Raw genomic sequence first — 25,931 nt, 5'->3', positions numbered from 1 at the left:
TCAAAATTTATGGCAATGGGCTTCATCAAGAAAATGTTCTCCTTCGGCAAGAAGGAGGTCGAAGAAAAGCCGGTCGAACAATCGGCCCCCGATACTGCTGAAGCTACTGTTGAAGCTGCAGTGGAAGCACAGCTTCCTGAAGCCGTCGAAGCACCCAAAGAAACGGAAATCACTGTCGCTGAAGTGGTGGTTTCCGAACCGGACACGCCTTTGGTCGTAGCCGAGCCCGAGCCGGCTGAAGAACCTGCGGCTCAAACGGTGGAAGAAGAAAAGGCTGAGCCGGAACATCCGGTTGCCGAGATCGAAATTCCTATCGAACAGCCGCCTGTTATGGAGCCTCCAGTGATGGAGCTTGGGGCAATCGAACCCGTCGTCGTTGAAGTGCCAGCGATCGAGCCGGTTGTTGAACCTGAGCCAGAACCTGTCGTTGAGCTGAAACAGCCCGAAATCGCAGACGTTCCGGAATTTATCGAGACGCCGATTGTCGAGGAAGTGGTCGAACCTGCACCTCAACCTGAGCCGGTGAAACCTAAAAAGGTCAAGGTTGCAAAGGCTGTTGAAGAACATCAGGACGAAACGCCGGTCGAAGCTGCTCCAGAGCCAAAGCTGTCGTGGTTTGAGCGTCTGCGTCGCGGATTGTTGCGTTCATCGAATTCGCTGAGCGATTCCATCGGCAGCATTTTCACCAAGCGCAAACTTGATGAAGACACGTTGCAGGACCTAGAAGACGTTCTCATTCAGGCCGATCTCGGACTTGAAACAGCAATGCGCGTGACGGACGCGCTATCATCGGGTCGTTACGGCAAGGATGTGACCGGCGAAGAAGTCCGCAACATCATGGGTGCGGAAATCGAGAAGGTGCTGGGCCCTGTTGCCAAACCGCTGGAACTTGATCTTTCGCACAAGCCGCATGTCATTCTGGTTGTCGGCGTTAACGGCACCGGCAAGACCACGACCATTGGCAAGCTGGCGGCAAAACTTACCGCAGGTGGCCTCAAGGTCATGCTGGCAGCAGGCGACACATTCCGCGCCGCTGCAATTGAACAGCTCCACATCTGGGGTGAACGCACCGGCTCGCCGGTTGTCTCAAGCAAACTCGGTGCCGATGCGGCGGGTCTCGCCTATGATGCCTGGAAACAGGCAAAAGATGCGGGCAGCGACGTGCTCATCATCGACACTGCTGGCCGCTTGCAGAACAAGGCCGAGCTGATGGAAGAACTTGCCAAGATCGTCCGCGTTTTAGGCAAGCACGATCCAGAGGCACCGCACACTGTTTTGCAGACGCTTGATGCCACTACTGGGCAAAACGCGCTCAATCAGGTCGAGATTTTCAAGAACATCGCTGGCGTCAATGGTCTCGTCATGACCAAACTCGACGGCACGGCACGTGGCGGCATTCTGGTGGCAATCTCAGCCAAACATAAGCTACCGATCTACTTCATCGGTGTCGGCGAAGGTGTCGACGATCTTGAACCATTTGCGGCCAAGGATTTTGCCCGCGCCATCGCAGGAGTTGCCTGATGCAGCATCCCGTTTTCGAACGCGACCCGTCGGAAAAGACAGAAGCCGAACGCAAGGAAGTTCCGCCGCTGCTCAAGCTTGCATTGGAACTTGGACCGCTTCTGGTGTTCTTTTTCGCCAATGCACGCGGCGAAAGCCTGATTGAGCGCTTTCCCTTGCTCGGTCAGATCGGTGAACCGATCTTTCTCGCAACCGCACTTTTCATGGTGGCAACTGTCATAGCACTTGCTGTGTCATGGTCGATGACGCGCACATTGCCGATGATGCCGCTCATTTCAGGCATCGTGGTTCTGGTGTTTGGTGCGCTGACACTCTGGCTGCACAACGATACCTTCATCAAGATGAAGCCGACCATCGTCAACACGCTGTTTGGCGCGATCCTCCTGGGTGGGCTTTTGTTTGGCAAATCCCTGCTCGGTTATGTGTTTGATTCTGCTTTCAAGCTGGACGCCGAGGGCTGGCGCAAACTCACCTTCCGCTGGGGGCTGTTCTTTGTTTTCCTCGCGATTGTGAATGAGCTTGTCTGGCGGAATTTTTCAACTGATGCCTGGGTTTCCTTCAAGGTCTGGGGCATCATGCCGATCACCATTGTCTTCACGCTTTCACAAATGCCGCTTATCCAGAAGCACACTTTGCCTGAGGCGAATAAGCAAGGTTAGGGCGCAAGCCGAATAACAAATGCATGAAAATGGAGGACGCCATGCCCCAGATCGACAAAAGGCTCGATATCGAGCAATTCATCTGCCGTAGCGATAATTATGGCGTTCTCATTCATGATCCTGAAAGCGCCCTGACGGCGGCGATCGATGCGCCCGACGCAAATGCCATCGAAGCGGCGCTTAAGCGCCGTGGCTGGGCGCTGGACTTCATCTTCACGACCCACCACCACCTCGACCATGTCGAAGGCAATGAGCAGCTGAAAGCCAAATTCGGCGTCAGCATCATTGGTCCGAAGGCCGAGGAAAGCAAAATCCCCGGCATTGATCGCACCGTTGCGGATGGGGATGAATTTACCTTCGGTCTGTTCAAGGTTCAGGTTATTTCGACACCCGGACATACGTCCGGTGAGATTTCATTCTATCTGCCGGAAGCGAAAGTAGTGTTCACTGGCGACACGCTTTTTGCGCTGGGCTGCGGACGGTTGTTCGAAGGGACGCCTGCAACCATGTTCCGGTCGTTGCAAAAGCTCGTCGCTCTGCCCGGTGACACGGCGGTTTATTGCGGCCATGAATATACCGAAAGCAATGCTCGCTTTGCATTGACTATCGACCCGGATAATTCAGCGCTCAAAGAGCGGGCACAGGGTATTGCGCGGTTGCGTGCGGCAGATAAGATGACCCTGCCTTCCAGCATAGCGCTCGAAATGGCAACAAATCCATTCCTGCGCTGGCACGACGGCTATATCCGCTCACGTCTTGGTATGCAGGAAGCTACCGATGAAGCGGTTTTTGCAGAAATCCGTAAGCGTAAAGATCTATTTTAGGATGTTATCATGAAGAACTTTTCCCACTTTAAAAGCCTCCATGCTGCAGCCCTCTTCGGCTTATCGCTTATGATCCTGCCGCAGTCTGTGAAAGTGGCCGTTGCGGAAGATATACTGGCAATCGCAACACCGCCGCAAACGCCTGCTGACATCAACAATTTCAAGCTGACCGAAGACCTTCTCGCGCGGATGGAAAAGATCCATAACAAGCTTGAAGACATGCAGCTCTCACCTACTGCCGAAGAAGGGCAAGATGCGCAGCCTTCCATGGATTCCATGGTGAAGAGCATTGAATCGCGCCCGCAAGTTGTTGCTGTGATGAAGGCTGAGAATATCGAGCCGCGCGATTATCTTCTTGGCTATTTCGCCATGATGAGCGCACTTGCGGCGGCTGATGCCGAGGAAGAAGATCAGCTTGTCGATGAAGTGAAGCAGATCAATCCCGAGCACGTGGCCTTCGGCAAACAATATGGCGAGCGCATTCGCGAATTGATCGGCGAGTAATGCATCAAGAAAAAACCGGCGAAGTTTCTTCGCCGGTTTTTTTATCAGCTTGGCTGTCTTAACAAACGCAGCGCATTGATCGTTACCAGAACGGTCGCGCCCGTATCGGCCAGAATGGCTGGCCAGAGGCCGGTAATCCCCAGCACGGTCGTTACAAGAAACACAGCCTTCAACCCAAGGGCAATTGTGATGTTCTGATGGATATTGCGCATGGTCCGCTGAGACAGATCGACCATGGCTGCAACGTCTCCCACCCGACCATGCAGCACTGCCGCATCCGCTGTCTCCAGAGCCACATCGGTGCCGCCGCCCATGGCAATGCCGACATCAGCCGCAGCCAGCGCTGGCGCATCGTTGATACCATCACCAACCTTGGCAACGACCTGACCTTCATTACGAAGCTCACCGACGATGCGCTGTTTGTCTTCCGGCAGAAGTTCCGCACGCACCTCGATGCCGAGATCCTTGCCGATGGCTTCCGCAGTACGGCGATTGTCGCCAGTCAGCATCACGGTGCGAATGCCCGCATCTTTCAACGTCTTAAGTCCGGCTATCGCATCAGCACGAGGTTCGTCGCGCATGGCGATGGCACCTGCAATCCTGCCGTCCGCGACCAGTACCGAAACCGTCTTGCCTTCATCGTTGCATGCGGTAATTCGGGCCGCAAGTTCATCTGGAATGGCTGAGATTTCATTGGCAGCCCTACGCGAACCGAGGAACAGTTCAATGCCATTGGCCTTGCCTGACACACCCTTACCGCCATGGGCTTTGCCTGTCGAAACCTCGGATAGTTTCAGACCGCGCGCCTCTGCTGCACCGACAATTGCCAGCGCAAGAGGATGGCTTGAGCCCGCATCAAGCGACGCAGCAAAGCGCAGAACTTCCTCTTCTGAAAGCCCTGCAGGAAGAACATCCGTTACCTGCGGCTTGCCTTCAGTCAGCGTGCCGGTCTTATCGAAGCAAGCGGTAGTGATCTTACCGATTGTCTCAAGAACCGCACCGCCCTTCAACAGAAGCCCCCGACGTGCGCCAGCAGAAAGCGAAGCTGCAATCGCAGCAGGCGTCGAAATAACCAGCGCGCAAGGGCAACCGATCAGCAAAATGGCGAGACCTTTGTAGATCCATTCATCCCATGCGCCCCCCCCCACCAGTGGCGGCAGGATCGCAACCAAAGCTGCAACCAGGACAACGCCCGGCGTGTAATAGGTCGAAAAGCGATTGATGAAACGCTCGGTTGGTGCCTTGGCTTCCTGTGCTTCTTCCACCAGCCGCACAACGCGTGCAATGGTGTTGTCTTGCGCCGCAGCCGTTACCTTCACACGAAGCAGACCGTCACCATTGATGGTGCCTGCAAACACACTATCGCCCACTACCTTGCCAACTGGCGTGCTTTCGCCCGTCACCGGCGCTTCATCGACAGCACTTTCGCCCGATATAATTTCGCCATCGGCAGGCATACGGTCACCTGGACGCACAGAGATTACATCGCCAACATTCAGGTCTTCCGCTGAAACTTCCCTTGTCGAACCACCATTGCTTTCGAGAAATGCGGTCTTGGGCACCAGCGCTGTCAGCGACTGAATGCTTGCGCGTGCCTTGCCGGCAGCAACACCTTCGAGCAGTTCGCCAACCAAGAACAGGAAGACGACGGCTGCCGCTTCCTCAGTGGCACCGATGATAACAGCACCGATTGCGGCAATCGTCATCAGCATTTCAATAGAGAACGGAGTGCCGTTGATGGCTGCCGAATAAGCGCGTTTTGCGATCGGTATAAGACCAATCAGCATCGCAGCCGTGAAGGCCCACAAGGCAATCGGCGGGTAAAGATGGCCAACAATATAGGCAACCACCAGACCGCCGCCACAGGCAAGCATCATCTGGCCTTTGCCGGTCTGCCACCAGCGTTTGGGCTTTGCGGGAGCCGTTGGCGATACCTTCTTGCCAACGGCTGGCTGCGCGCTGGCCTTATAGCCAAGTCCCGTCACCTTTGCAGCAATCTCGTCGGGGTTTGCCGAGCCATCATGATTGACGGTCATGGTACCATTGGTCACGGAAACTGAAACATCCTGCACGCCACCAACGCGACGCACAGCCGTATCGATCTTGGCTGCACAGGAAGCGCAATCCATACCATCCACCTGAAAGCGGAAACTATTGGTTCCGGCAGTAATCTGCTTTGCTTCTGCTTCCTCATGGTCGTGATCATGATCATGATCATGATGGTCATGCTTGTGATCGTGACCGCTGCAACCTGCATGATCGTGGTCATGCTTGGCCGGAGCTTTTTCATCCGCTACTGGCTCAACACTGTAACCAAGGCTGCGCACCTTTTTGGCAACGCTTTCCAGATCGCTGCTGCCATCATGGCGCACCGTCATCATGCCTGTCGTCACCGATACGGACACATCTTCCACACCTGCAACGCGGCGCACAGCGGTATCGATCTTCGTCGCACAGGAAGCGCAATCCATGCCTTCCACACGAAATCGGTTTTGTTTCAGAATCTCGTTCATGATTTGCCCTTTTCAGAACGCCCTTGAATTATCTGAAACAAGATCTACATCCTCTAGTGACTAGAGGAGCAAGCGAAAAAATGATTACCAATGTTCCGATTGGCGAGGCATCAAAAGCCAGTGGCGTAAAAGTGCCAACAATCCGTTATTACGAGCAAATCGGGCTTCTTCCGGTTCCGCCACGCACGGAAGGCAATCGCCGTCTTTACGACAACAGCGATGTCCAGCGGCTTCTGTTTATCCGTCACGCCCGCGATCTGGGCTTTGAAGTGGACGCGATCCGCACGCTTCTCGACCTTCAGGACAATCCCGACCAGTCTTGCGCAGCGGCTGATTCTATTGCGCGTGCGCGGCTGATTGATGTCGAGCACCGTATTGCAAAACTGATGTCTTTGAAGCCGGAATTGTTACGCATGCTCGATTGCACAGCACATGGCCGCATCGATCAGTGCCGGGTTATCGAAATTCTCGGCAATCACGAGGAATGCCTGCATCCCAGTCACTAGAATATTTCCTGTTTAAGATGAATCGCCAGAAATACGTCTCACTATTTGTTTTTACGCATGTCTTCATCCCAAAATCGGTTCCCACTTTTGGGGGACATGCTCTAACTTTACTCGGCGGGTACCGCTTCTTTGCCCCGCGAAAAAATCATGTCTTTTGCAGCCAGCGCCGCACCTGCCGTAATCAACAGGCAAGCGGCGAGAATGCGCATGGATGGCTGGGCCGTACCGGCTAAGATCAGCACAAGCGTGGAGAGAAGCGGGGCGGCATAACTTGCTGCGCCCAGCACCTGAATATTGCCGCGCTTCACTCCAAAATCCCAGGCATAAAACGCCGCTCCCACAGGCAACAGGCCAAGTGCCAGAACGCAAAGCCATTGCATTCCGGTTTCCGGCCACACTGTCTGTTCAAGTGCCAGATGGCAGATCAGTGACAGAACAGCGGTCGCCACGCAGAAGCCGGTTACAGCATCCGTCGGCACGCTCGAAAAACGGCGAGAGAGCAGCGAATAGCTCGACCACGTCAAAGCGCAAAGTGCGGCCATTGCGTAACCAAAGCTGTAACGGGCTTCAAAGCCGAAACCACCACCTTTACTCACGATCAGCACGGTCCCGCCAAGACCAAGAAGCGCGCCCGCGATATGATACCAGTGGAGCCGTTCGCCCGGCATCAGGGCAGATCCAATCACAATCAGCAGCGGCCAGAGATAGGCAATCAGGCTGGCATCAACGGCAGGCGCATTTCGGAGCGCGGTAAAATAGAGAAAATGGTAGCCGAAAAGGCCAACCACACCAACAAACCAGACGATTGGCGGTTGGCGCAGATGTTTGACGGCATTCGGGCGCCACAGCCAGGAAATGAGGCCTATGGATGCGCCGACTGAAAACGTCATGGCTGACAGCTGGAATGGAGGAACCTGACCGGAACCGGCAGTAAAAAGCGCCAGAAGCGCCCACATCGCTATGGCCGAAAAGCCGATCAGCGTCGCCAGCTTCATGATTGATCCCCCATTTGCGGGATCGCTCGCGCGGCTCAAGCCGTCTTTGGCGTCCCGTTATCTTATCTTTTCAAATCGCGTCGCCTCGATCTTCAGTGTCCCCAGCTGTGTGCCAATGCGTGCCACGACGGGCGCATAGATACCGGAATCGCCAAGCGATGCAAAGGAGATCGTGATCTTGCTGCGGGTGCTCAGATAATCAATCGCCTTCTTGCCCTTTTGATAGCCCGAGATTGGTGTGAACTTGGCCGAACAGATGACCGATTCGCCGGTGAAGCCTTCGGTAGTGAAGGATTCAGTGCCATTGAAATCCAATCGGATATCGGCACGAGTCTGACCATCAAAGACACTCAGTGTGCGATTACAAACAGCTTTTGGGTCTCGGGTCGGAATCATAAGTGCGCTTAGCGGATCGCTCACATTGACCAGATCGTTTGGAGTTGTCTCCACCCAGGGATCGCGCTTTTTCACTGGTGGCAAATTTTCAGCGCTTGTTACGTTGCCACCTGCAAAACGTATCTTTGTGCTCTTGTTCTTTCGTCCATGCTTATAGGCAAGATCGAAGGCCGAGGGTGTTACCTTACCGGGGGCAGAACTGCCGCCCACATAGACCGTCCCGTCCGTATCGTCGAAAACGCGGGCAATACCAGATGTCTTGAAGCGACCATTGACGCCGTAATTGGCGCCTTTGACAATGGTTTCAATCGCTGAGCGCGCGATGGAAAGGCCAAACATCGAGATTTCATATTCGGTTCGGTATAAAGCGTCTGCTTTTGCGGTTCCCACCGCGGCCACACTCGCAATCGTCAATCCGGTTAGAAGTGCAAGTGCCCGCCGCTTTGCCCCATTCCTGATCAACTTGCTCTCAATCGGCTTGAAGAAATGCGATTGATTGATCATGCCAGATTTTCCTTTCGCGATATCTACTTCGAGAGCACCATACACCCGCATGAACAGCGCTCCAGCAAACCAAGTCCATGCCCAAGTCCATGCCCAAATCCGTGCCCAAATCCATGCCCAAATCCATGCCCAAATCCATGCATTGAGCCTGCAAAACGATTCTGTTTATCTGGCCCATGCTCTAGTTTGTCTTTAAGCTTCCGACTATAAATGGCCCCAGATTCTCGTTTTACATTCTCTGTCGAACAGGAAAAACCGGCGAAGTTATGATCGGGCAGACCACCAGAGGATGCAAAACGCTGTAAATGCGCGCCTTTAGAGGTTCACAGCGGAATCTGTCTTGACTGTTTTCGCTACTGTCACTATAGAAACGCGACTTTCCCAATAGGCCGCCTGTCCGAGATCGCGCGCCAGCAGCAGCAAACTGCTATGATTGCTTTGAATTCGGACATTCGGGTCGGGGCCTGAGAAACAAAAAATTTGAAGGTGAGACCAAAATGTCCCGCGCTTGTGAATTGACCGGCACCTCGGTCCAGTACGGCAACAATGTGAGCCACGCAAACAACAGAACGCGTCGCCGCTTCCTGCCAAACCTCTGCAACGTTACGCTTATGTCCGAAGTACTCGGCCAGAGCTACCGTCTCCGCGTTTCCGCTTCTGCTCTGCGTTCGGTTGAGCATCGCGGTGGCCTCGACGCTTTCCTCGTCAAGTCTGACGACAAGGAACTCTCGCAGCGCGCCCGCCTGCTGAAGCGTCAGATCGCGAAGAAGCAGGCTGAAGTTGCTGCATAAGCAATCAGCTTTTTAAAGTTTGACAAAAAAGGCTGACTCGCGTCAGCCTTTTTTGCTGGTTCCATCACCCAGGATAAAAAAATGCCTATTACAGGTCCTTCTTTTGCCCGGCTCTGGCCGGCCGTGATAGCGATGTGTGCGGCAGTTGCGGCCTCCAACATCCTTGTCCAATATCCTTTTCAGCATTTTGGCCTTGGTGAACTGCTCACCTATGGTGCCTTCACCTATCCGGTGGCATTTCTCGTCAACGATCTGACGAACCGCCGCTTTGGCCCTTCGGCTGCGCGCAAGGTTGTCTATGCCGGTTTTGTGCTCGGCGTGCTGATGTCGATCTGGCTGGCAACGCCGCGTATCGCCATCGCCTCCGGCTCTGCATTTCTGGTCGCACAATTGATGGACATCACGGTCTTCAACCGTCTGCGTCGCCAGACATGGTGGAAAGCGCCATTTGCAGCCGCCATGTTCGGATCGGTCGTCGATACGATTCTGTTTTTCTCCATTGCCTTTGCTGCAAGCTTCGCGTGGATTGATGCGATCACCGGCATGCCCGATTCATCTCTCGCCGAACCCGCCGCCTTCCTCGGTCTTGGAATGCCGCTGTGGGCTTCGCTGGCAACGGGCGACTTCTTCGTGAAAGTTGTCATGGGAACGCTGATGCTGGTGCCCTATGGAGCCATTCTGGCCATTTTCGCACCAACCCTTTATGCGCCCGACCGGATGAACACGAACAAGCGTTGATTTCACCCATCACGATCGGTTTATCTGAATAAAAATCGATTTCATTGAGGTGCTTCGGCCTCTATATACGGCGCTCCAATAAACCGGCAGAATTAATCTGCCGACTTTCTTTGTTGGTTTAGATTTCTATATTGTTCACAGTGAGCATAATCCGCATTGATTTATTTCAAGTGGGGATTTCATGCTTGTTGTTGATATTTTATATTTAGATAAAGGTTAATTAGATGTCAGATAATAAAGAAAAGCTTCCGCTTGTTATTATTACCGGCGCAAGCTCGGGCATCGGACTGGCCGCAGCCCGAATGTTTTCAGATCGCGGCCATCCGTTGCTGCTGCTTGCCCTGCGCCTGAACGCGATGGAAAAGCTCAAGCTGCCGAACACGCTTTGCAAATCCGTTGATGTGACTGATCGTCAAGCTCTGCTTGCGGCAGTCCAGGCAGCTGAAGAAAAATTCGGCCCTGCTGATGTCATCGTCAACAATGCTGGCGTGATGCTGTTGGGCGACGTAACCAAACAAAATCCCGAAGAATGGGATCGTATGCTTGAGGTCAATGTCAAAGGCTTGCTGAATGGCATTCATGCCGTCTCGAGCGGCATGGCTGCCCGCAAGCATGGCACGATCATCAACATCAGTTCAGTCGCCGGCCGCAAGACATTCGCGAACCACGTCGCCTATACGGCCACGAAATTCGCGGTTCATGGCCTGTCGGAAAACCTGCGGGAAGAACTGTCTGCACATGATGTACGTGTGGTGACGATTGCGCCGGGTGCCGTTGAAACCGAACTTCTCAGCCATACCAATGATGCGGGCATCAAGGCAGGCTATGAGGCGTGGAAAAAGGATATGGGCGCGCCAGTCTTATCGGCAGATGATGTGGCGCGGGCGATTGTCTATGCCTATGATCAGCCGCAAGGCGTATGCATTCGTGAGATCGTACTGGCCGCAACCCGCCAGCAAGCCTAAAAAAGGGGCCGAAAAGGCCCCTTTATTCTATCGCCTGCCTGCGCGGCGGCGTCCTCTACCAGACGCCTCTGCACCCTGTTCCTCGAACAACGAAGCAAGCTGTTCGGTCATTGCACCCGCCAGCTCTTCTGCATCCACAATGGTAACAGCGCGCTGATAATAGCGCGTGACATCATGGCCGATACCAATGGCGATCAGCTCCACCGGCGAGCGATTTTCGATCTCTTCGATCACTGCGCGCAAGTGACGTTCCAGATAATTGCCCGGATTAACCGACAGCGTCGAATCATCTACCGGCGCGCCATCTGAAATCATCATCAGGATCTTGCGCTGTTCGGGGCGCGCCAACAGGCGATGATGCGCCCAGATCAGCGCTTCACCGTCGATATTCTCCTTGAGCAGCCCTTCGCGCATCATCAGGCCGAGATTGCGCCGTGCACGCCGCCATGGCGCGTCGGCACTCTTGTAGATGATGTGGCGCAGATCATTGAGACGACCGGGATTGGAAGGCTTGCCACGACCAAGCCATGCCTCACGCGATTGGCCGCCCTTCCAGGCTTTGGTGGTAAAGCCGAGAATCTCGACCTTCACACCGCAACGTTCCAGCGTGCGAGCCAGAATGTCGGCGCAAGTTGCAGCAACGGTGATCGGGCGACCACGCATCGAACCGGAATTATCAATCACCAGCGTTACAACCGTATCGCGGAAATCCGTATCGCGTTCCTGCTTATAGGAAAGTGGCTGCGTCGGATCGATGACAATACGCACCAGACGAGCCGAATCGAGATAACCCTCTTCCAGATCGAAATCCCACAAACGGTTCTGCTGCGCCATCAGGCGGCGCTGCAACCGGTTGGCAAGTCGTCCGACCACGCCCTGAAGATTGGAAAGCTGTTTATCGAGAAACCCGCGCAGACGATCAAGCTCGGCCTCATCGCAAAGATCGGTCGCTTCGACCTCTTCATCGAATTCGCGCGTGAAGACATTGTAATCGACATGCTCGGAAAAATTGGCAAAAGGCTGGTTCTGACGGCGTGTATCGCCCGGCGTTTCCGCGTCGACATCTTCGCTGTCATCCATATCGTCGGAGGCAGCATCAGCGGCGTCCATTTCGCCCTGCTCGCCCTCTTCACTGGAACTGTCTGATTCATCGCTTTCGGCTGAATCAGAACCTTCCTGGCTTTCTTCGCCACCGTCCTCGTTTTCATCGGAGTCTGGCGTCTGTTCGTTGTCCTGATCCTGTTCGTCGCTCTGCTCTTCTTGAGAAAGCTCTTCGGCCATATCCATGGAGGCCAGCATATCGCGCACCGTGCGCGCAAAAGCTTGCTGATCTTCCAGATTTTCGCCAAGACGTGCCAGTTCAGGACCAGCTTTCTGCTCAATCCATTCGCGCCAGAGATCAAGTACAGGCCCCGCTTCGGCAGGTGCCGCGCGTCCGGTCAGCTTTTCACGCAAGAGCAGCGATACCGCTTCTTCAAGCGGCGCGTCTTCCTTATCTGTGACAGAAGCGAAATTGGCGCGGGTATATTTATCCGCAAGCATGGTGGCAAGATTGTCTGCAACACCGGCCATGGCACGGGCACCGATGGCTTCAACGCGAGCCTGTTCGACCGCATCGTAGATCGCACGTGCCTGCTTGCCTTCTGGTGCTAAGCTTGCATGGATACGGGCATTGTGGCGTGCCTGACGCAGCGCCATGGAATCGCCGAGGCCACGCGTAACCGCAACATCATGAGCAGTTGGGCGCTTTGGCAGGTCAGGCAGGCGGGCACGATTAGCAGTCAGCGCAGGGCGATCATTGCTGAAGGCGACTTCCAGCTCGTTCTCGCCGGAAATCGCGCGCATGGTCGCCGTCATTGCCCGCTTGAACGGTTCGGAATCTACCGGCCCGTTTTTACGCTCACGCGAATTATCGCCTATTGCTGACTTCTGGCCCGACATCTGCCTATCCTGACTTCACTGCCCTGACTTACTGTCATGACTTTATTGCGCTGCCGCCCGAAATGGGCGGCAGGCATCATCCAGTCTTATGCCAAAACGATATTGGCAGCAGATTCTGGAAGTTCCTCACCAAAGGCACGCTGATAGAACTCGGCCACAGTCTGGCGTTCCAGTTCATCGCACTTGTTGAGGAAGGTCAGGCGGAATGCAAAGCCGACGTCGTTGAAGATCGCGGCATTTTCGGACCATGTGATAACCGTACGCGGGCTCATCACGGTCGAAAGATCGCCATTGATGAACGCCTGACGGGTCATATCGGCAACGCGGACCATCTTGTTCACGATCTCACGGCCTTCTGCATTCTGATAATGCTTGGCCTTGGCGAGAATGATGTTCACTTCGTTGTCATGCGGCAGATAATTGAGCGTGGTTACGATTGACCAACGGTCCATCTGCGCCTGATTGATCTGCTGTGTGCCGTGGTAAAGGCCCGTGGTGTCGCCGAGACCAACCGTGTTGGCGGTCGCAAACAGGCGGAATGCCGGATGCGGACGGATCACGCGGCTCTGATCGAGAAGCGTCAGGCGACCCGACGATTCCAGAACACGCTGGATCACGAACATCACGTCCGGGCGGCCCGCATCATATTCGTCGAAGACCAGCGCAACATTGTGCTGATAGGCCCAAGGCAGAATGCCGTCCTTGAATTCGGTAATCTGCATGCCGTCCTTGACGACGATTGCATCCTTACCGACGAGATCGATACGGCTGACATGGCTGTCGAGGTTGACGCGAACGCAAGGCCAATTGAGGCGCGCTGCGACCTGCTCGATATGCGTCGACTTACCGGTACCGTGATAGCCTGAAACCATCACGCGGCGGTTAAAAGCAAAACCTGCGAGAATGGCGAGCGTCGTCTGACGGTCGAAAATATAATCCGGATCCGTTTCCGGCACATAGGAATCGCCTGCCGCATAGGCTGGCACGCGCATGTCGGAATCAATTCCAAACACCTCACGTACCGAAACCGTCGTATCCGGCAAATTGGCTATATCCCGCTCAACCTTGTTCATCATGCCTCCAGGGCGGCAGGATTGTCCCACCGCGACATTCAAATTCGATCAGGGAGCCAGGTTCCGGCGAGCCAGATGACGCCCCTTCTGTTCAGTTGCGGGCATCCGTACTTGCGTCCGCACAAATGCGCGGCAGATGAATGTCCGTTATACCAAGGCGCTGAGATGCTGACGCATCACGCCTTGAAAATGTTCAATCGCCACACGGGCTTAACCAATATCCCATGAGTCCCACTCATCGGATATTGGTATTAGAGCATTAAAACATGGCGCATGGGGAAACCAGTTCCCGTTTTTCGCGACATGCCTCAACCACTCCGATACCCGGCTCATAAAGCCCAAACAGGCTTTAGCAAAAACCTGCCTGCTTGAGCAATTGATAAGCCTGAATGACGTCGCGAAATCTTTCTTCGGACCCGCGGTCGCCACCATTCGCATCGGGATGATGTTGCTTCACGAGTTCTTTATAGCGCGCCTTGATCTTATCGCTAGTTGAATTTGGTTCAAGACCGAGCGTGGCGAGCGCTTTTACTTCCAAGGTTCGTGGCTTGCGAAGCGCGGTTTTACCCGCAGGCGCTGCTTTTGCGTCTTTCACGAAATTGAACGGATCACGCAGACGGTTGTGATAGGCAGCCGAACCCGAACGCTTCTGCGCCATATCGGGCGAAGTGTGTTTTGTGGCTGTGGAATTGGACGCGGTCGACCAGGTCGGACGATTTCCTGTGATCGCGTCCTTCTGGAATTTGGAGATATCTTTGTCCGACAAACCCGAGAAATAATTGAAAGTCTTATTATATTCCCGGACGTGGTCGATACAGAAATGAAGATACTCGCCCTCGCGCATGCGCCCGACCGGCGCACGATGTGTGCCCGGCTTATCGCAACCATCCCACTGGCAGCAGGGACCGCTGGACTTCTTTTCCGCTTCCTTCTTGGGACGGATGCGGATGCTGTCGAAAAATTTTGAGTTCGTTGTCATCGAATCGGATTATGCGAATTAAGAGGAACTAAACAAGAATTGACATTTCGTCCTGACTGGTTTTGGCCATTCTTCAGGGCGAAATTTTGATGCAGACTGCATTTCCTGTGCGGATTTGCCCCACCAATGTCGCCGAGGCGACGTCTATATGAAGCACAGCACCTATATGGGGAGAACTGGCTCGAATGTCCATTCACAATAGCAAACAATCTTCAATGGAAGCGAAGCTTACGGCCGCTTTCGCGCCGGAACAGCTTGAAATCATAAATGAAAGCCACCTCCATGCCGGTCATCACCATGAAGATAGTGGCCATCATGAAGTTTACGATGGCACCGGCGAGACACATTTTCGTGTACGCATTGTATCGGGCAAGTTCGAAGGACTGAGTCGCATTGCCCGCCATCGCGCTATCAACGATATTCTGAAAGAAGAGCTCAACAGCGGCGTTCATGCACTGGCGCTCGAACCTTCCGCTCCCGGCGAGCCAACCCGGCGCTGATCTGCTTACGCGTGAGCTTTAAGCCATTTGCGCAGACGACCATGCGCATTGGCGTAAGGCGAAGACGTGTTGAACTGGATCATGCGCCCAAGCGTATATTTTTCGTACCAAGCCACTCCATAAAGCTGCGCATCGCTGCGTGCCTCAATCAGTTCAACCAGCGCGTCTTTCGCGGCTTCGAAGCGCGACAGGAGTTCTGCGAATGGTAAGCTCTGGTAATCGTGGTAGAATTTGGATGCCAGATTGCCGAGTTCGTTCCATTTGAAACCCGTTTCCGGAAAATCGACCGGCTTCCTCTCATCGCGCAACTGGCACCATTTCAGAACCAGCTCGTTCCATCCGACCAGATAGGAAACGAGATTGTGTACGCTCATCATCGTGCCTTTCGCATGCCCTTCCATGGTGTTTTCCATGGCTTGCTCTGGCGACAAACGCGCAAGATCAATTGCCAGCCGGGCATAGTTCGTTTCGATCGCTGTAAGGAGTTCCTGCTTGTTCGCTGGAACCCCCATCAGTTTGAAACCTTCGCGGCGATAACACCTGATATGGGTTTGCCGTCGGCATCGAGCGGCACAATGCGCAGACGTGTCAGGCGGTTCTTTTCCTTCTTCAGCACGGAAAAGCGCTTTCCATGGAATGTGAAGGCCTGCTTCACTTCGGGTATCGTCTGGGTTTCGTGGATCACAAGGCCGGCAATGGTGGTTGCTTCCTCATCGGGAAGGTTCCAGCCCAGCGCACGATTAAGATCGCGGATCGGCAGCGAACCATCGACCAGAACCGAACCATCCGGCTGCAATCTGACGCCTTGCATGTCGAGATCGTGTTCATCGGAAATATCGCCGACAATCTCTTCGAGAATGTCCTCAAGCGTCACCAGCCCCTGCACATCACCATATTCATCAACGACGATGGCAATATGCGCCTTGCGACGGAGGAATGCGTCGAGCTGATCCTGAAGTGTCGTGGTATCGGGCACAAACCATGGCTTGCGTGCCACCTTCATAATGTCGATACGCTTAAAATCATTTTCGACGTCATAAAGCGTACGCAGCAGATCCTTGGTGTGGATGATGCCGATAATATTATCGATCTCATCGCGCCAGACTGGCATCCGCGTGTGCGGGCTTGCCAGAATTTCGCGCACCACCTGCTCCGCTGGAGCATCGGCATTGATGGTGCCCATTGAGGTGCGATGCACCATGACATCACTGACCTCCAGCTCTTTGAGATCAAGCAAACCGCCCAGCTGATCGCGGTCTTCCTTGATCAGCGACTTATCGCGATGCAGCACTTCAACAGCGCCACGCAATTCTTCCTGCGCCGAAAGCATCGAACGGCCAGCTGCCAGATTAATCCCAAACAGTCGCAGGATCACCCGAACAATCCAGTTTACCAGCCCCGAAACCGGACCCAGCACTGTCACCACCGCTGAAACCGGACGTGCAACATTCAAAGAAAACCGGTCAGGACTGGAAATGGCCCATGACTTGGGCAGCACCTCGGCAAAGATGACCAGAATGACCGTCATTGCCAATGTCGAATAGGCAACACCCGCATCGCCGAACAGGGTGAGAAAAATGCTGGCCGCGATTGAGGATGCAAGAATATTGGCAAGGTTGTTGCCGATGAGAAGCACACCGATCAGTCGGTCCCGCTTGCCGATCAAATGCTGTACGACCGAGGCGCGCTGATCGCCATTATGCTCATAGGTGAGCATGCGGGCGCGGGAAGCCGCCGTCAGCGCCGTTTCAGCACCGGAAAAAAACGCCGAAAAAACGATGCAGAGCAGGATGATGCCGCACATAACCCATAGCTCGAAACCCATTCTCGTAATCCTTTCAGATTCAGACGGAGAGGCGTTCCTTCAGGAATTCAAGCACAGCCGCAGGTGGCACATCCTTGGCTATGAAGGATTGGCCAATACCGCGCGTCAGAATGAAGGTGAGCGCGCCGCGCGCTACTTTCTTATCCTGCGCAATGTAATCCATCAGCTTTTCAGCATCCGGCAAACCGCCCGGCACATCATTGAGCGAAATCGGGAGACCGACGGCCTTCAGATGCGCTTCCACACGTTCCGCATCTTCAATACCACAAAGGTTCATCTTGACCGAGAAACGATGCGCCAAAGCCATGCCGATGGCAACGCCTTCACCATGCACCAGACGGCTTGAATCGTAGCCTGTCGCCGTCTCAAGCGCATGTCCGAATGTGTGACCGAGATTAAGCAGTGCGCGGTCGCCGGTTTCGCGTTCATCACGTGCCACGACTGCGGCCTTTGAGCGGCAGGATTCGGCAATCGCCTCTGTGCGTGCCGTACCGCCCGCAAAAATGTCCTGCCAGTTTTTCTCAAGCCAGGCGAAGAAATCCGGGCGGTCAATGAGGCCGTATTTTGCCACTTCCGCATAGCCTGCACGAAATTCGCGCGGGCTCAGCGTATCGAGCACTTCGGTATCGGCCAGAACCAGCTGCGGCTGATAGAAAACACCAACAAGGTTCTTGCCATATTGCGTGTTGATGCCTGTCTTGCCGCCAACCGACGAATCCACTTGTGCCAGCAGCGAGGTTGGCATCTGCACGAAATTCATGCCTCGACGCACAATGCCTGCGACAAAGCCGGAAAGATCGCCAACGACCCCACCGCCAAAAGCCACGACTGCGTCGCCACGCTCAAGCCTTGCAGCAAGTACGGCATTTGTTACGGTTTCGAGTGTCGAGAAAGATTTCGATTTTTCACCGGGTGTCACGATAACGGGCGTGGATTGAATGCCAGCGCGCGCAAAACTGTCGGTCAGTGCTTCAAGATGTGCCTTTGCAACATTCTCGTCGGTGACAATTGCCACACGAATGCCTGGAAGTCGCTTTGCAACTTCTTCGCCTGCACGGGCAATAAGACCTTTGCCGATCAGGATCTCATAGGATCGGTCGCCCAGCGAGACGGGAACCGTAACAGTATCGGCAGCAGTCATAATCCACTCCAAAGCAGTCTAAACTTATTTCTTATCCAGATGCTCGGCCAGATACTCGGCCAGAACGTCAATCAGTTCTCCGGCGATCACTTCTTTCTTGTCATCACGCGTCATCACATGCAGATCGGCGAGCGCGTAAACCGGATAGCGCTCATTCATCAGCCGCTGCATCACACCGCGCGGATCATCATTCCTGAGAAGCGGACGGTTCTGGCGGCGAGACACGCGGTCCATCAGCACATCCAGTTCCGCATTCAACCAGACAGAAACACCATTTGCGGCAATTGCCTCACGAGTTTCAGCGTTCATGTAAGCGCCGCCACCGGTTGCGAGCACCATCGGACCATCCTCAAGAAGCCGCAGGATAACCCTGCGCTCCAGATCACGAAACTCAGCTTCGCCATAAGCTTCAAACAGTTCCGGTACCGTCATGCGGGCGGCAGATTCAATCTCGTTATCGGCATCGCGGAAAGGCAGGCCGAGCATTGTTGCGACCTTGCGACCGACTGTCGACTTGCCTGCGCCCATCAGCCCAACAAGAACAACCACTTTCGCACCAAGAAGCTGACGGACAGTGTCCGCCTTCTCGTTAAGATTTGTCTGTTTTGTTGTACTGCTCATAAACCTCATCCATTTCCTCCGGTTCCACATGAAAAACCGCGCGGCGTCAATCGCTTTCATCCGCTTTCATCGCCTGAACGGCACCAAATAGGGCTTTTTATGCACGCGCTTTGGCTGTCCTTGCTTTCGTCTCAATAGCACAGCATAAACGCACCATGCCCACGCTGACGCGCATTCTTGTCCTGCTTGCTGTGATCGCTGCCATTGTCTACGGCGCAATGTTTTCGCTCGCCAATTTCGTGAAGCCCGTCACGCATGAGATCACCGTCGAAATCCCGGCGTCAAAACTGAAGCAAACAGTCGTTGCCCCACCTCCGGCGTCGGCACCGGCAACGATGCCGTCAGAAACCGTCACAGACGGCCAGACCGATGGGCCCGATGCGGCGGACAAGCAGGAGTAGACATGCGGGCATCTTTGGCGATTGAGAATTTTCTCGAAATGATGAGCGCCGAACGCGGGGCCGCGCACAACACGCTTGAATCCTATCGCCGCGATCTGGAATCTGCAGCCGACGTCATGACCGCACGGGGCATCAATATGACTGAGGCGAAAACCGACGATATACGCCAGGTGCTTGATGGCATGGCCAATGAAGGCTTTGCTGCGACATCGCAGGCGCGCCGCCTTTCAACAATCAGACAATTCTTTCGCTTTCTCTATTCAGAAGGCTACAGGCAGGACGATCCGACCGGCGTTATCGATGCACCCAAAAAACAGAAGCCGCTGCCGAAAATCATGAGCGTTGAAAATGTCGGTCGGCTCCTTGATCGCGCCGACCTTGAGGCAAAAGAGGCGCTTGAGCCAGCAGACCGTATCAAAGCGCTTCGCCTTCACGCGCTGCTTGAAACGCTTTACGCCACAGGATTACGTGTTTCGGAGCTTGTTGGCCTGCCCGTCAGTGTCGCCCGCACCGACCATCGCTTTCTGATCGTGCGCGGCAAAGGGTCCAAGGATCGCATGGTGCCCCTGTCGCAAAAAGCGCGCGAAGCTTTGCAGGTCTTTCTTTCATTGCGCGATTCCCTGCCGGGCTACGACGATAACCCGTGGCTGTTTCCGGCTTTCTCTGAAAGCGGCCATCTGGCGCGGCAGGTTTTCGGTCGTGAACTCAAAAGTCTTGCTGCTCGCGCCGGGCTTTCGAGCGCATCCATCTCGCCGCATGTGCTGCGTCACGCCTTTGCCAGCCACCTTTTACAGAATGGCGCAGACCTCAGGACAGTGCAGCAATTACTTGGTCATGCGGACATTTCAACGACCCAGATCTACACACATGTTCTGGAAGAAAGACTGCATAAGCTGGTAAGTGAACATCATCCGCTTGCCGATTAAGCGCGCGGCGGGTAAGAGAATTTCAGAAAAATTTGCAAGATGCGCGCGAAGTAAATATGTAAGGCGTCGTAAAACAGCCTCTATTGGGCTTGTTCTATGGCCAACATCTCTGGAAACGCACAATAGTCAGGCCCGATGTATAACTATCTCGATTTTGAAAAACCCGTCGCAGACCTCGAAGGCCAGATCCTAGAGCTGAAAAAGCTCGCACAGGAACAGGGAAGCGTCGAGATGAGTGACGAGATCAGCCGTCTCGAGAAACGATCGGCCGATGCGCTCAAGGATATCTATCGCAAGCTGACGCCATGGCAGAAGGCACAGATCGCCCGCCATCCGGATCGTCCGCATTGCCTTGAATATATCAACCGGCTGTTCACTGAGTTCACGCCGCTTGCCGGCGACCGCCAGTTTGCTAACGACGAAGCCATTCAGGGCGGCTTTGCCCGCTTCAATGGTCAGCCTGTTGCCATTCTCGGTCAGGAAAAAGGCTCGGACACCAAGACGCGCCTCAAGCACAATTTCGGCTCGGCCCGTCCTGAAGGCTACCGCAAAGCCGTCCGCATCATGGAAATGGCTGACCGTTTCCAGCTGCCGTTGATTACTTTCGTTGATACAGCAGGCGCTTATCCAGGCGTAAGTGCAGAAGAACGCGGCCAGGCAGAAGCCATTGCGCGCTCCACCGCAGAATGCCTCAAGCTGCGCGTGCCCGTCATCTCCATCATCATCGGTGAAGGTGGTTCAGGCGGCGCGATCGCGATTGCTGTCGCAAACCGCGTCTACATGCTCGAACATTCGATCTATTCGGTGATTTCGCCAGAAGGTGCAGCTTCGATCCTGTGGCACGATTCCACTCGTGCGAAGGACGCTGCCTCCAACATGCGCATCACGGCGCAGGATCTGTTCGATCTCAAAGTCATCGATGGCATCATCCCGGAACCGCTCGGCGGCGCACATCGCGGCAAGGAATCCACGATTGAAGCTGCAGGCGACATTATTACCGCCTCACTGCGTTCGATGAAGGATGTTGATGGCGAGACGCTGAAGCAGGAACGCCGCCAGAAGTTCCTCGATATCGGTCGTAACCTTTAATTTACTATAAAACTGGTTTTTGGCTCCGGCGCGCCACTACAGCATAATTCCTTAGACTTGCATCAGTTTAAGGTAAAATTAAGCTGTAAATATAAAGCGTTAGAGCGACCTTTGTGCGCCCAAGAAGGCGCACGGCGCTCTAGTGGAGTGAATTTGACGTTTGAATCCCGACTGACATAAATGCTGTTTCAAACGTCAAATTCGAAAACTCCACTAGAAACTTAAGCATTTGAGTGATCTTGATAATTCCGACATTTGCTCAGCGTCCGTATCACTGGCAAGCAAATGTCAGAATTAGACCACTATGTGCGCCGGATTTGCATCATGCCGTCATTTCCGCCATATTGCGGACACGGTGTTTTTTAGGTAATTGAGCAACGGTTTATCAACGATACTGAAAGGTTTAGTTGTTAATATCCGGGCACCGAAAAGTCAGGTTTGCTCAAATGCGTCAGAAGACGCGGCTTCGGGCAGGCTCTGATTAAAGCTGAGTACTCGTTGCTCTACCTATTTGTTTTTACGCATTATCCGATGCAAAATCGCTTCGCACTTTTGCTGGAAATGCTCTGACAGGCTCGATGCGATATGAAGATCAGAACCGCACTTCTTGGAACACTCTTGGCATCCGCTCTGCTTGCGGGCTGTCAAGGCTCGTCCGTTTCCGATCTCAGCTTACGCGCTGAAAAACCTCTTTCCGAAAAAATCGTCGCCAAGATGAAAACGAAGGGCATGACGCGCACTTCGCCGGTGATGGTTCGTATTTTCAAGGAAGAAGGCGTCCTCGAAGTCTGGAAGCAGAAGAACAACGGCAAATACGACCAGATTGCTTCTTATGAAATCTGCAAATGGTCTGGCAAGCTTGGGCCGAAATTCGTAGAGGGTGATCGTCAGGCACCAGAGGGCTTCTATAATGTTCGTCCCGCCCAGATGAACCCGAATTCGCAATATCATCTTGCCTTCAACATGGGCTTCCCGAATGCCTATGACCGTGCCCATAACCGCACCGGCCAGAATTTGATGGTGCATGGCGCCTGCTCGTCATCGGGTTGTTATTCGATGACTGATGACAGCGTCAGCGAGATTTATGCGTTTGGTCGCGATGCCTTCAAGGGCGGTCAGCGTGATTTCCAGATTCAGGCCTTTCCGTTCCGTATGACCGCAGCCAACATGGCGCGTTACAAGAGCGATCCGAATTACGGCTTCTGGAAGATGCTCAAGCAGGGCTACGACGCCTTTGAAACCACCAAGGTGCCGCCGAAGGTTGACGTCTGCGAGAAGCGTTACGTCTTCAACGTGCCTACACCTGACGGTCAACCGCTATCGGCAACAGATGCCTGCCCGCCTTCGGCCGGCTCGGAATCCATGGCCTACACGTCGTCTTATGAAAAGACATTCCAGTCCGCTTTCAGTGCGGCACAGAAGAAGCCAGCACCATCCATTCAGGGCATTACTGAAGCAAAGCTCGTTTCCGCCTGGAGTGCAGCGCGTGCACGCGGTGAAAAGGTAACACGCGAACCGCCATCGCTTTCGCCAGCATCCGCTGAAACGCCAAATGCACCGGATATCCAGCCTGCGGCAACGCCTATCTCGGCACAGCCAGCGACTGCTATTGCGGCAACGCCAGCAGTCGCTGCTCCAGCAGCACCCGCTGCCACTGCTCAGGCCGCAGCCGTTCCTGTTCCGCAGGAAAACCCTGCAGCTGTTTCGCCGATGACCACTGCAAGCACAGTGGCAGATACTGTTGTGGATAATGTCGCGGCACCTGCGCCCGAAAAGAAAAAGGCGTGGTGGAAACTGGGCGGTAATTAATAGCAGATGGATAAAGACGTTCCCGTCTATGATCTGAGAGGGCTTAAGTGCCCTCTTCCTGTTTTAAAGACGCGCAATCGCCTTCAAGATATGCCGAGCGGCGCGCTTCTCTGGGTGGAAGCGACTGATCCGCTGTCTGGTATTGATCTTCCACATTTCTGCGCACAGGAAGGTCACGCCCTGCTTTCGCAAGAGCGTGACGAAAAACTGCATCGCTTTCTTATTCAGAAGAGATAAGTTTAACGCGTGGAATAGCCGGGAATAGCCAGCGGATTGTCCATCATCGCTGCGCGGTCGGGACGATCAATCCCCGCCTTGCCCAGAAACGCATCGAAAAGCTCGCGCACGTAGGTTTCCGGCAAATCCTTCACGATCATTACCAGAAGTGTCTCATGCTCATCCTTGGGCCATTTCGGCAAACGTGCTGGCGGATGAAAGATTTTCTGCACTCCATGGATGACCAGTGGACGATCAGGGTCTTCGGCAATCTGCACAATCCCCTTCACACGCAATAGCTTCTCGCCATGGGTCGACCGCAACAGATCGAGAAACATTTCGAATGTCGAAAACGGGATTGGCTCCTTGTGCCGCAGCGAGAAGGAGCGGATTGCGTCATCATGATGGTGGTGGTGCCCATGATGGTGGTCATGATCGTGACTATGCCCGTGACTATGATCACAATCGGGTCCACACTCATGGTCGTGGTCGTGGTCATGGTGATGAGCATGATGATGATCGTGATCATCCTCGTAGGCTTCTGCCTTCAGCCAGCGTTGCACGTCAGCCGTCTTGGTTTCGGGATTATACAGGCCACATTCAAACAACGCTGCATAACCCGTGCGCGTGTCAGAAGCTTCCAGTATATCCGCAGCCGGATTAAGCAGCTTCAGCCTTGCTTTCAGAGCGTTTAAGCCCTGCTTCGCTTCCGGCATATCCGCTTTTGTAATGATGATGCGGTCGGCCATTGCCGCCTGTTTGACCGCTTCCTCGTGATTGTCGAGCGTTGCCATGCCATTGACCGCATCAACAGTCGCAAGCACACCATCAAGGCGCAAAGCCTGCATCAGAACCGGATGGCCCATGATCGAATGCAGCACCGGAGCCGGATCGGCAAGGCCGGTCGTCTCAATGATAATCCGCTTCAACGCCTTGATCTTTCCCGTCTGCATACGGTCGATCAGATCGGCCAGTGTGTCCACCAGTTCGCCACGTACCGTGCAGCACAGACAGCCGTCTGCAAGCTCGATAACCCCTTCACTGGCTTCTTCAACCAGCAGGTGATCGATGCTCACCTCACCAAATTCATTGATAATGACTGCGGTATCGGTGAGTGCCGGATCTTTCAGCAGACGATTAAGCAGCGTTGTCTTGCCCGAGCCAAGAAAGCCGGTCAGCACAGAAACAGGAATTGGATGCGGCATGGCTCTGTTCTTAGTTAATCGTGGCTGTATTGGCACCTGCCGCAGCACGCTGAGGGCGTGGCATCGGCACAGGGATCTGCGAAATATCGAGCTGTCCGACTTTGGTCACCTTTGCAGGCGGCGCGGAAACAAGTCCGACCTGAACCGGCACCGGCTCACGGGTCAGTGCATGGATATAAGGCGAATTGATCTGGAGACGCCCTTCGACATCACGGCCATCCCAGCGATCAGCCATGGCTTGCTGGCTGCAGATTGTCTTACGCATATCCACCGCCTGATAGGCGGCGCTGCTTGCTGGCGGCACCATGCTCCCAAGCGTTGGCACTCCGGCGCCGTTGCTCCTGAAAGCATCGGTCATCAATTGCGCCGCCTGTATCGCGCGCACTTCCTGACGGTCCGCGCCCAGCACAACAGCCAGAATGGTGCGTCCCTGGCGGGTTGCGGAGCTGGCCAGATTGAAGCCAGAAGCACAGACAAAGCCGGTCTTCATGCCATCGGCACCATCAAAGCGACCGAGCAGAATGTTGTAATTGGCCTGTGGCTTCTTGCCGTCGCCCGTATCAATGGCCTCAGTTCCGAAATAATGGGCATATTGCGGGAATTCGCGGCGCAACTGCACGCCAAGCACGGCAAGGTCGTGCGCTGTCGAATAATTGTTCGGATCATGCAGACCGTTTGGATTGGCAAAATGCGAACCACTCATGCCGATGCGCTGTGCTTCCGCATTCATGCGCTGCACAAAAGCAGATTCCGTACCGCCAACAGCTTCCGCGACCGCAACGGCCACGTCATTGGCAGATTTCACCAGCATGATCTTGAGCGCAGTATCGAGCGTCATCACCGAGCCGGGACGATAACCCATCTTGCTCGGTGGCTCTTTCGAGGCGTTGACCGTCATGCGCACAGGAGATTCGAGCGTCAGCTGCCCTGCTTCAATCGCGCGGAAGGTGACATAAGCCGTCATCATCTTGGTCAGCGAAGCCGGATACCAGCGCTGGAAAGGATCCTGCGCGGAGTAGACCTTGCCACTTGCAACATCCACCGCAATCGATGGATTTGCCAAAGCAGGAGATAAAGCACCAGCTAAGGCCAGGCCAGAAATCGCCGCAGTTGCAAACCAGATTTTCAACGACTTCGAAATCATTTCGTAGTTCCAATCAACAAGAGCCGCAATTCCTGCGGGTTATCGGTTCCGCTTCCTGTTGTATCGACCTGGAAAAGCCGTAACGGCTCGCGAATACACCAGTCAAAAAGGAGAATTTGTACTGCTCTTATCTATGCCATGTGGC

At 54.3% G+C, this 25,931-nt stretch carries 26 protein-coding genes; 14 read left to right on the top strand and 12 right to left on the bottom strand.

All coding sequences use genetic code 11. From position 1 onward, the window contains the following. Positions 1 to 9 precede the first annotated feature (9 nt). Genes ftsY through QBD00_RS06165 form a run of 4 tightly spaced genes read left to right on the top strand, consistent with a single transcriptional unit; the run spans position 10 to position 3,508 of the window. Complete coding sequence (ftsY, locus tag QBD00_RS06180; RefSeq protein WP_318578926.1) at positions 10 to 1,521, top strand: signal recognition particle-docking protein FtsY; 1,512 nt, start codon at positions 10 to 12, stop codon at positions 1,519 to 1,521. Then, entirely contained in the window at positions 1,521 to 2,180 is a 660-nt protein-coding gene (locus tag QBD00_RS06175; RefSeq protein ID WP_095447634.1) for a septation protein A, read from the top strand. Before ftsY ends, QBD00_RS06175 begins: the two co-directional genes overlap by 1 nt. 41 nt (positions 2,181 to 2,221) lie before the next feature. Further along, positions 2,222 to 3,004 (top strand): hydroxyacylglutathione hydrolase, encoded by a 783-nt coding sequence (gene gloB, locus QBD00_RS06170; protein ID WP_095447635.1) that lies wholly within the window; start codon positions 2,222 to 2,224, stop codon positions 3,002 to 3,004. Between the two features lie 9 nt (positions 3,005 to 3,013). Further along, positions 3,014 to 3,508, top strand: coding sequence for a hypothetical protein (locus QBD00_RS06165; protein ID WP_095447636.1), 495 nt, complete (start codon positions 3,014 to 3,016; stop codon positions 3,506 to 3,508). A 44-nt stretch (positions 3,509 to 3,552) separates the two neighbouring features. On the opposite strand, the gene QBD00_RS06160 is transcribed toward QBD00_RS06165, so the two are convergent. Beyond that, on the bottom strand, positions 3,553 to 6,021 hold the full coding sequence (locus QBD00_RS06160) for a heavy metal translocating P-type ATPase (protein WP_318578925.1): 2,469 nt from the start codon (positions 6,019 to 6,021) through the stop codon (positions 3,553 to 3,555). An 83-nt stretch (positions 6,022 to 6,104) separates the two neighbouring features. On the opposite strand from QBD00_RS06160, the gene QBD00_RS06155 reads away from it, so the two are divergent. Continuing rightward, the gene (locus tag QBD00_RS06155) at positions 6,105 to 6,527 is read left to right on the top strand and encodes a helix-turn-helix domain-containing protein (protein WP_318578991.1); all 423 of its coding nucleotides are present in this window, start codon (positions 6,105 to 6,107) and stop codon (positions 6,525 to 6,527) included. Positions 6,528 to 6,634: 107 nt separating this feature from the next. Here QBD00_RS06155 and QBD00_RS06150 read toward each other — a convergent pair whose 3' ends face one another. Continuing rightward, on the bottom strand, positions 6,635 to 7,522 hold the full coding sequence (locus QBD00_RS06150; RefSeq protein ID WP_264230390.1) for a DMT family transporter: 888 nt from the start codon (positions 7,520 to 7,522) through the stop codon (positions 6,635 to 6,637). Between the two features lie 57 nt (positions 7,523 to 7,579). Continuing rightward, on the bottom strand, positions 7,580 to 8,422 hold the full coding sequence (locus QBD00_RS06145; protein WP_095448007.1) for a DUF3108 domain-containing protein: 843 nt from the start codon (positions 8,420 to 8,422) through the stop codon (positions 7,580 to 7,582). 497 nt (positions 8,423 to 8,919) lie between these two features. Between QBD00_RS06145 and rpmB the strand changes: the two genes are divergently transcribed. The 3 genes from rpmB to QBD00_RS06130 all read left to right on the top strand — a co-directional run bounded on the left by rpmB (position 8,920) and on the right by QBD00_RS06130 (position 10,916). Then, positions 8,920 to 9,213 (top strand): 50S ribosomal protein L28, encoded by a 294-nt coding sequence (gene rpmB / locus QBD00_RS06140; RefSeq protein ID WP_024898504.1) that lies wholly within the window; start codon positions 8,920 to 8,922, stop codon positions 9,211 to 9,213. Between the two features lie 81 nt (positions 9,214 to 9,294). Further along, on the top strand, positions 9,295 to 9,951 hold the full coding sequence (locus tag QBD00_RS06135; protein WP_095447640.1) for a queuosine precursor transporter: 657 nt from the start codon (positions 9,295 to 9,297) through the stop codon (positions 9,949 to 9,951). Between the two features lie 224 nt (positions 9,952 to 10,175). Then, positions 10,176 to 10,916 (top strand): SDR family oxidoreductase, encoded by a 741-nt coding sequence (locus QBD00_RS06130; protein WP_318578924.1) that lies wholly within the window; start codon positions 10,176 to 10,178, stop codon positions 10,914 to 10,916. 27 nt (positions 10,917 to 10,943) lie between these two features. Here the strand turns inward: QBD00_RS06130 and cobT are convergent, their stop codons facing one another. From cobT to QBD00_RS06115, 3 genes are all read right to left on the bottom strand, one after another. After that, positions 10,944 to 12,857: a cobaltochelatase subunit CobT gene (gene cobT, locus QBD00_RS06125; RefSeq protein WP_318578923.1), complete on the bottom strand. Its 1,914-nt coding sequence runs from the start codon at positions 12,855 to 12,857 to the stop codon at positions 10,944 to 10,946. A gap of 86 nt (positions 12,858 to 12,943) precedes the next feature. Next, positions 12,944 to 13,930: a cobaltochelatase subunit CobS gene (gene cobS, locus QBD00_RS06120; RefSeq protein WP_095447643.1), complete on the bottom strand. Its 987-nt coding sequence runs from the start codon at positions 13,928 to 13,930 to the stop codon at positions 12,944 to 12,946. A gap of 349 nt (positions 13,931 to 14,279) precedes the next feature. Further along, entirely contained in the window at positions 14,280 to 14,909 is a 630-nt protein-coding gene (locus tag QBD00_RS06115; RefSeq protein ID WP_095447644.1) for a J domain-containing protein, read from the bottom strand. 185 nt (positions 14,910 to 15,094) lie between these two features. On the opposite strand from QBD00_RS06115, the gene QBD00_RS06110 reads away from it, so the two are divergent. Beyond that, entirely contained in the window at positions 15,095 to 15,409 is a 315-nt protein-coding gene (locus tag QBD00_RS06110; RefSeq protein WP_095447645.1) for a BolA family protein, read from the top strand. Positions 15,410 to 15,414: 5 nt separating this feature from the next. Here QBD00_RS06110 and QBD00_RS06105 read toward each other — a convergent pair whose 3' ends face one another. The 4 genes from QBD00_RS06105 to QBD00_RS06090 are packed head-to-tail and all read right to left on the bottom strand — an operon-like array spanning position 15,415 to position 18,996. Continuing rightward, positions 15,415 to 15,921 carry a ClbS/DfsB family four-helix bundle protein gene (locus tag QBD00_RS06105; RefSeq protein ID WP_318578922.1) on the bottom strand — a complete coding sequence of 169 codons (507 nt, stop codon included), beginning with the start codon at positions 15,919 to 15,921 and terminating at the stop codon, positions 15,415 to 15,417. Continuing rightward, positions 15,921 to 17,234 carry an HlyC/CorC family transporter gene (locus tag QBD00_RS06100; protein ID WP_095447647.1) on the bottom strand — a complete coding sequence of 438 codons (1,314 nt, stop codon included), beginning with the start codon at positions 17,232 to 17,234 and terminating at the stop codon, positions 15,921 to 15,923. Before QBD00_RS06100 ends, QBD00_RS06105 begins: the two co-directional genes overlap by 1 nt. A gap of 19 nt (positions 17,235 to 17,253) precedes the next feature. Further along, positions 17,254 to 18,375: a 3-dehydroquinate synthase gene (gene aroB, locus QBD00_RS06095; protein ID WP_151092446.1), complete on the bottom strand. Its 1,122-nt coding sequence runs from the start codon at positions 18,373 to 18,375 to the stop codon at positions 17,254 to 17,256. A 24-nt stretch (positions 18,376 to 18,399) separates the two neighbouring features. Continuing rightward, positions 18,400 to 18,996 carry a shikimate kinase gene (locus tag QBD00_RS06090; protein WP_318578921.1) on the bottom strand — a complete coding sequence of 199 codons (597 nt, stop codon included), beginning with the start codon at positions 18,994 to 18,996 and terminating at the stop codon, positions 18,400 to 18,402. A gap of 155 nt (positions 18,997 to 19,151) precedes the next feature. Between QBD00_RS06090 and QBD00_RS06085 the strand changes: the two genes are divergently transcribed. From QBD00_RS06085 to QBD00_RS06065, 5 genes are all read left to right on the top strand, one after another. Further along, positions 19,152 to 19,397 (top strand): hypothetical protein, encoded by a 246-nt coding sequence (locus tag QBD00_RS06085; protein WP_095447650.1) that lies wholly within the window; start codon positions 19,152 to 19,154, stop codon positions 19,395 to 19,397. A gap of 2 nt (positions 19,398 to 19,399) precedes the next feature. After that, the gene (gene xerD, locus QBD00_RS06080) at positions 19,400 to 20,323 is read left to right on the top strand and encodes a site-specific tyrosine recombinase XerD (protein ID WP_318578920.1); all 924 of its coding nucleotides are present in this window, start codon (positions 19,400 to 19,402) and stop codon (positions 20,321 to 20,323) included. A 135-nt stretch (positions 20,324 to 20,458) separates the two neighbouring features. Further along, entirely contained in the window at positions 20,459 to 21,412 is a 954-nt protein-coding gene (locus QBD00_RS06075) for an acetyl-CoA carboxylase carboxyltransferase subunit alpha (protein ID WP_095447652.1), read from the top strand. A gap of 585 nt (positions 21,413 to 21,997) precedes the next feature. Then, the gene (locus tag QBD00_RS06070; protein WP_318578919.1) at positions 21,998 to 23,221 is read left to right on the top strand and encodes a hypothetical protein; all 1,224 of its coding nucleotides are present in this window, start codon (positions 21,998 to 22,000) and stop codon (positions 23,219 to 23,221) included. 6 nt (positions 23,222 to 23,227) lie between these two features. Next, the gene (locus tag QBD00_RS06065; protein ID WP_412534989.1) at positions 23,228 to 23,458 is read left to right on the top strand and encodes a sulfurtransferase TusA family protein; all 231 of its coding nucleotides are present in this window, start codon (positions 23,228 to 23,230) and stop codon (positions 23,456 to 23,458) included. Positions 23,459 to 23,460: 2 nt separating this feature from the next. Here the strand turns inward: QBD00_RS06065 and QBD00_RS06060 are convergent, their stop codons facing one another. Together QBD00_RS06060 and QBD00_RS06055 are read right to left on the bottom strand one after the other, a co-directional pair. Further along, on the bottom strand, positions 23,461 to 24,642 hold the full coding sequence (locus QBD00_RS06060; RefSeq protein ID WP_318578918.1) for a GTP-binding protein: 1,182 nt from the start codon (positions 24,640 to 24,642) through the stop codon (positions 23,461 to 23,463). Positions 24,643 to 24,652: 10 nt separating this feature from the next. Next, entirely contained in the window at positions 24,653 to 25,786 is a 1,134-nt protein-coding gene (locus QBD00_RS06055; protein WP_318578917.1) for a D-alanyl-D-alanine carboxypeptidase family protein, read from the bottom strand. Positions 25,787 to 25,931: the final 145 nt, after the last annotated feature.

The organism is Ochrobactrum sp. AN78 (assembly GCF_029909885.1).
In the GTDB taxonomy this organism is placed as follows: domain Bacteria; phylum Pseudomonadota; class Alphaproteobacteria; order Rhizobiales; family Rhizobiaceae; genus Brucella; species Brucella quorumnocens.
This window is presented reverse-complemented; position numbering and strand designations above follow the sequence as displayed.

Bases quoted from the DNA above. Each gene is read 5' to 3' on its own strand.
- QBD00_RS06065 (WP_412534989.1), top strand. From the start codon at position 23,228: ATGGATAAAGACGTTCCCGTCTATGATCTGAGAGGGCTTAAGTGCCCT.
- QBD00_RS06105 (WP_318578922.1), bottom strand. From the start codon at position 15,921: ATGGGGGTTCCAGCGAACAAGCAGGAACTCCTTACAGCGATCGAAACG.
- QBD00_RS06130 (WP_318578924.1), top strand. From the start codon at position 10,176: ATGTCAGATAATAAAGAAAAGCTTCCGCTTGTTATTATTACCGGCGCA.
- QBD00_RS06145 (WP_095448007.1), bottom strand. From the start codon at position 8,422: ATGATCAATCAATCGCATTTCTTCAAGCCGATTGAGAGCAAGTTGATC.
- cobT (WP_318578923.1), bottom strand. From the start codon at position 12,857: ATGTCGGGCCAGAAGTCAGCAATAGGCGATAATTCGCGTGAGCGTAAA.
- QBD00_RS06100 (WP_095447647.1), bottom strand. From the start codon at position 17,234: ATGGGTTTCGAGCTATGGGTTATGTGCGGCATCATCCTGCTCTGCATC.
- QBD00_RS06165 (WP_095447636.1), top strand. From the start codon at position 3,014: ATGAAGAACTTTTCCCACTTTAAAAGCCTCCATGCTGCAGCCCTCTTC.
- QBD00_RS06115 (WP_095447644.1), bottom strand. From the start codon at position 14,909: ATGACAACGAACTCAAAATTTTTCGACAGCATCCGCATCCGTCCCAAG.
- xerD (WP_318578920.1), top strand. From the start codon at position 19,400: ATGCGGGCATCTTTGGCGATTGAGAATTTTCTCGAAATGATGAGCGCC.
- rpmB (WP_024898504.1), top strand. From the start codon at position 8,920: ATGTCCCGCGCTTGTGAATTGACCGGCACCTCGGTCCAGTACGGCAAC.
- QBD00_RS06075 (WP_095447652.1), top strand. From the start codon at position 20,459: ATGTATAACTATCTCGATTTTGAAAAACCCGTCGCAGACCTCGAAGGC.
- QBD00_RS06070 (WP_318578919.1), top strand. From the start codon at position 21,998: ATGAAGATCAGAACCGCACTTCTTGGAACACTCTTGGCATCCGCTCTG.
- gloB (WP_095447635.1), top strand. From the start codon at position 2,222: ATGCCCCAGATCGACAAAAGGCTCGATATCGAGCAATTCATCTGCCGT.
- QBD00_RS06110 (WP_095447645.1), top strand. From the start codon at position 15,095: ATGTCCATTCACAATAGCAAACAATCTTCAATGGAAGCGAAGCTTACG.
- aroB (WP_151092446.1), bottom strand. From the start codon at position 18,375: ATGACTGCTGCCGATACTGTTACGGTTCCCGTCTCGCTGGGCGACCGA.
- QBD00_RS06055 (WP_318578917.1), bottom strand. From the start codon at position 25,786: ATGATTTCGAAGTCGTTGAAAATCTGGTTTGCAACTGCGGCGATTTCT.
- QBD00_RS06090 (WP_318578921.1), bottom strand. From the start codon at position 18,996: ATGAGCAGTACAACAAAACAGACAAATCTTAACGAGAAGGCGGACACT.
- QBD00_RS06060 (WP_318578918.1), bottom strand. From the start codon at position 24,642: ATGCCGCATCCAATTCCTGTTTCTGTGCTGACCGGCTTTCTTGGCTCG.
- QBD00_RS06175 (WP_095447634.1), top strand. From the start codon at position 1,521: ATGCAGCATCCCGTTTTCGAACGCGACCCGTCGGAAAAGACAGAAGCC.
- QBD00_RS06160 (WP_318578925.1), bottom strand. From the start codon at position 6,021: ATGAACGAGATTCTGAAACAAAACCGATTTCGTGTGGAAGGCATGGAT.
- ftsY (WP_318578926.1), top strand. From the start codon at position 10: ATGGCAATGGGCTTCATCAAGAAAATGTTCTCCTTCGGCAAGAAGGAG.
- QBD00_RS06135 (WP_095447640.1), top strand. From the start codon at position 9,295: ATGCCTATTACAGGTCCTTCTTTTGCCCGGCTCTGGCCGGCCGTGATA.
- QBD00_RS06085 (WP_095447650.1), top strand. From the start codon at position 19,152: ATGCCCACGCTGACGCGCATTCTTGTCCTGCTTGCTGTGATCGCTGCC.
- cobS (WP_095447643.1), bottom strand. From the start codon at position 13,930: ATGAACAAGGTTGAGCGGGATATAGCCAATTTGCCGGATACGACGGTT.
- QBD00_RS06150 (WP_264230390.1), bottom strand. From the start codon at position 7,522: ATGAAGCTGGCGACGCTGATCGGCTTTTCGGCCATAGCGATGTGGGCG.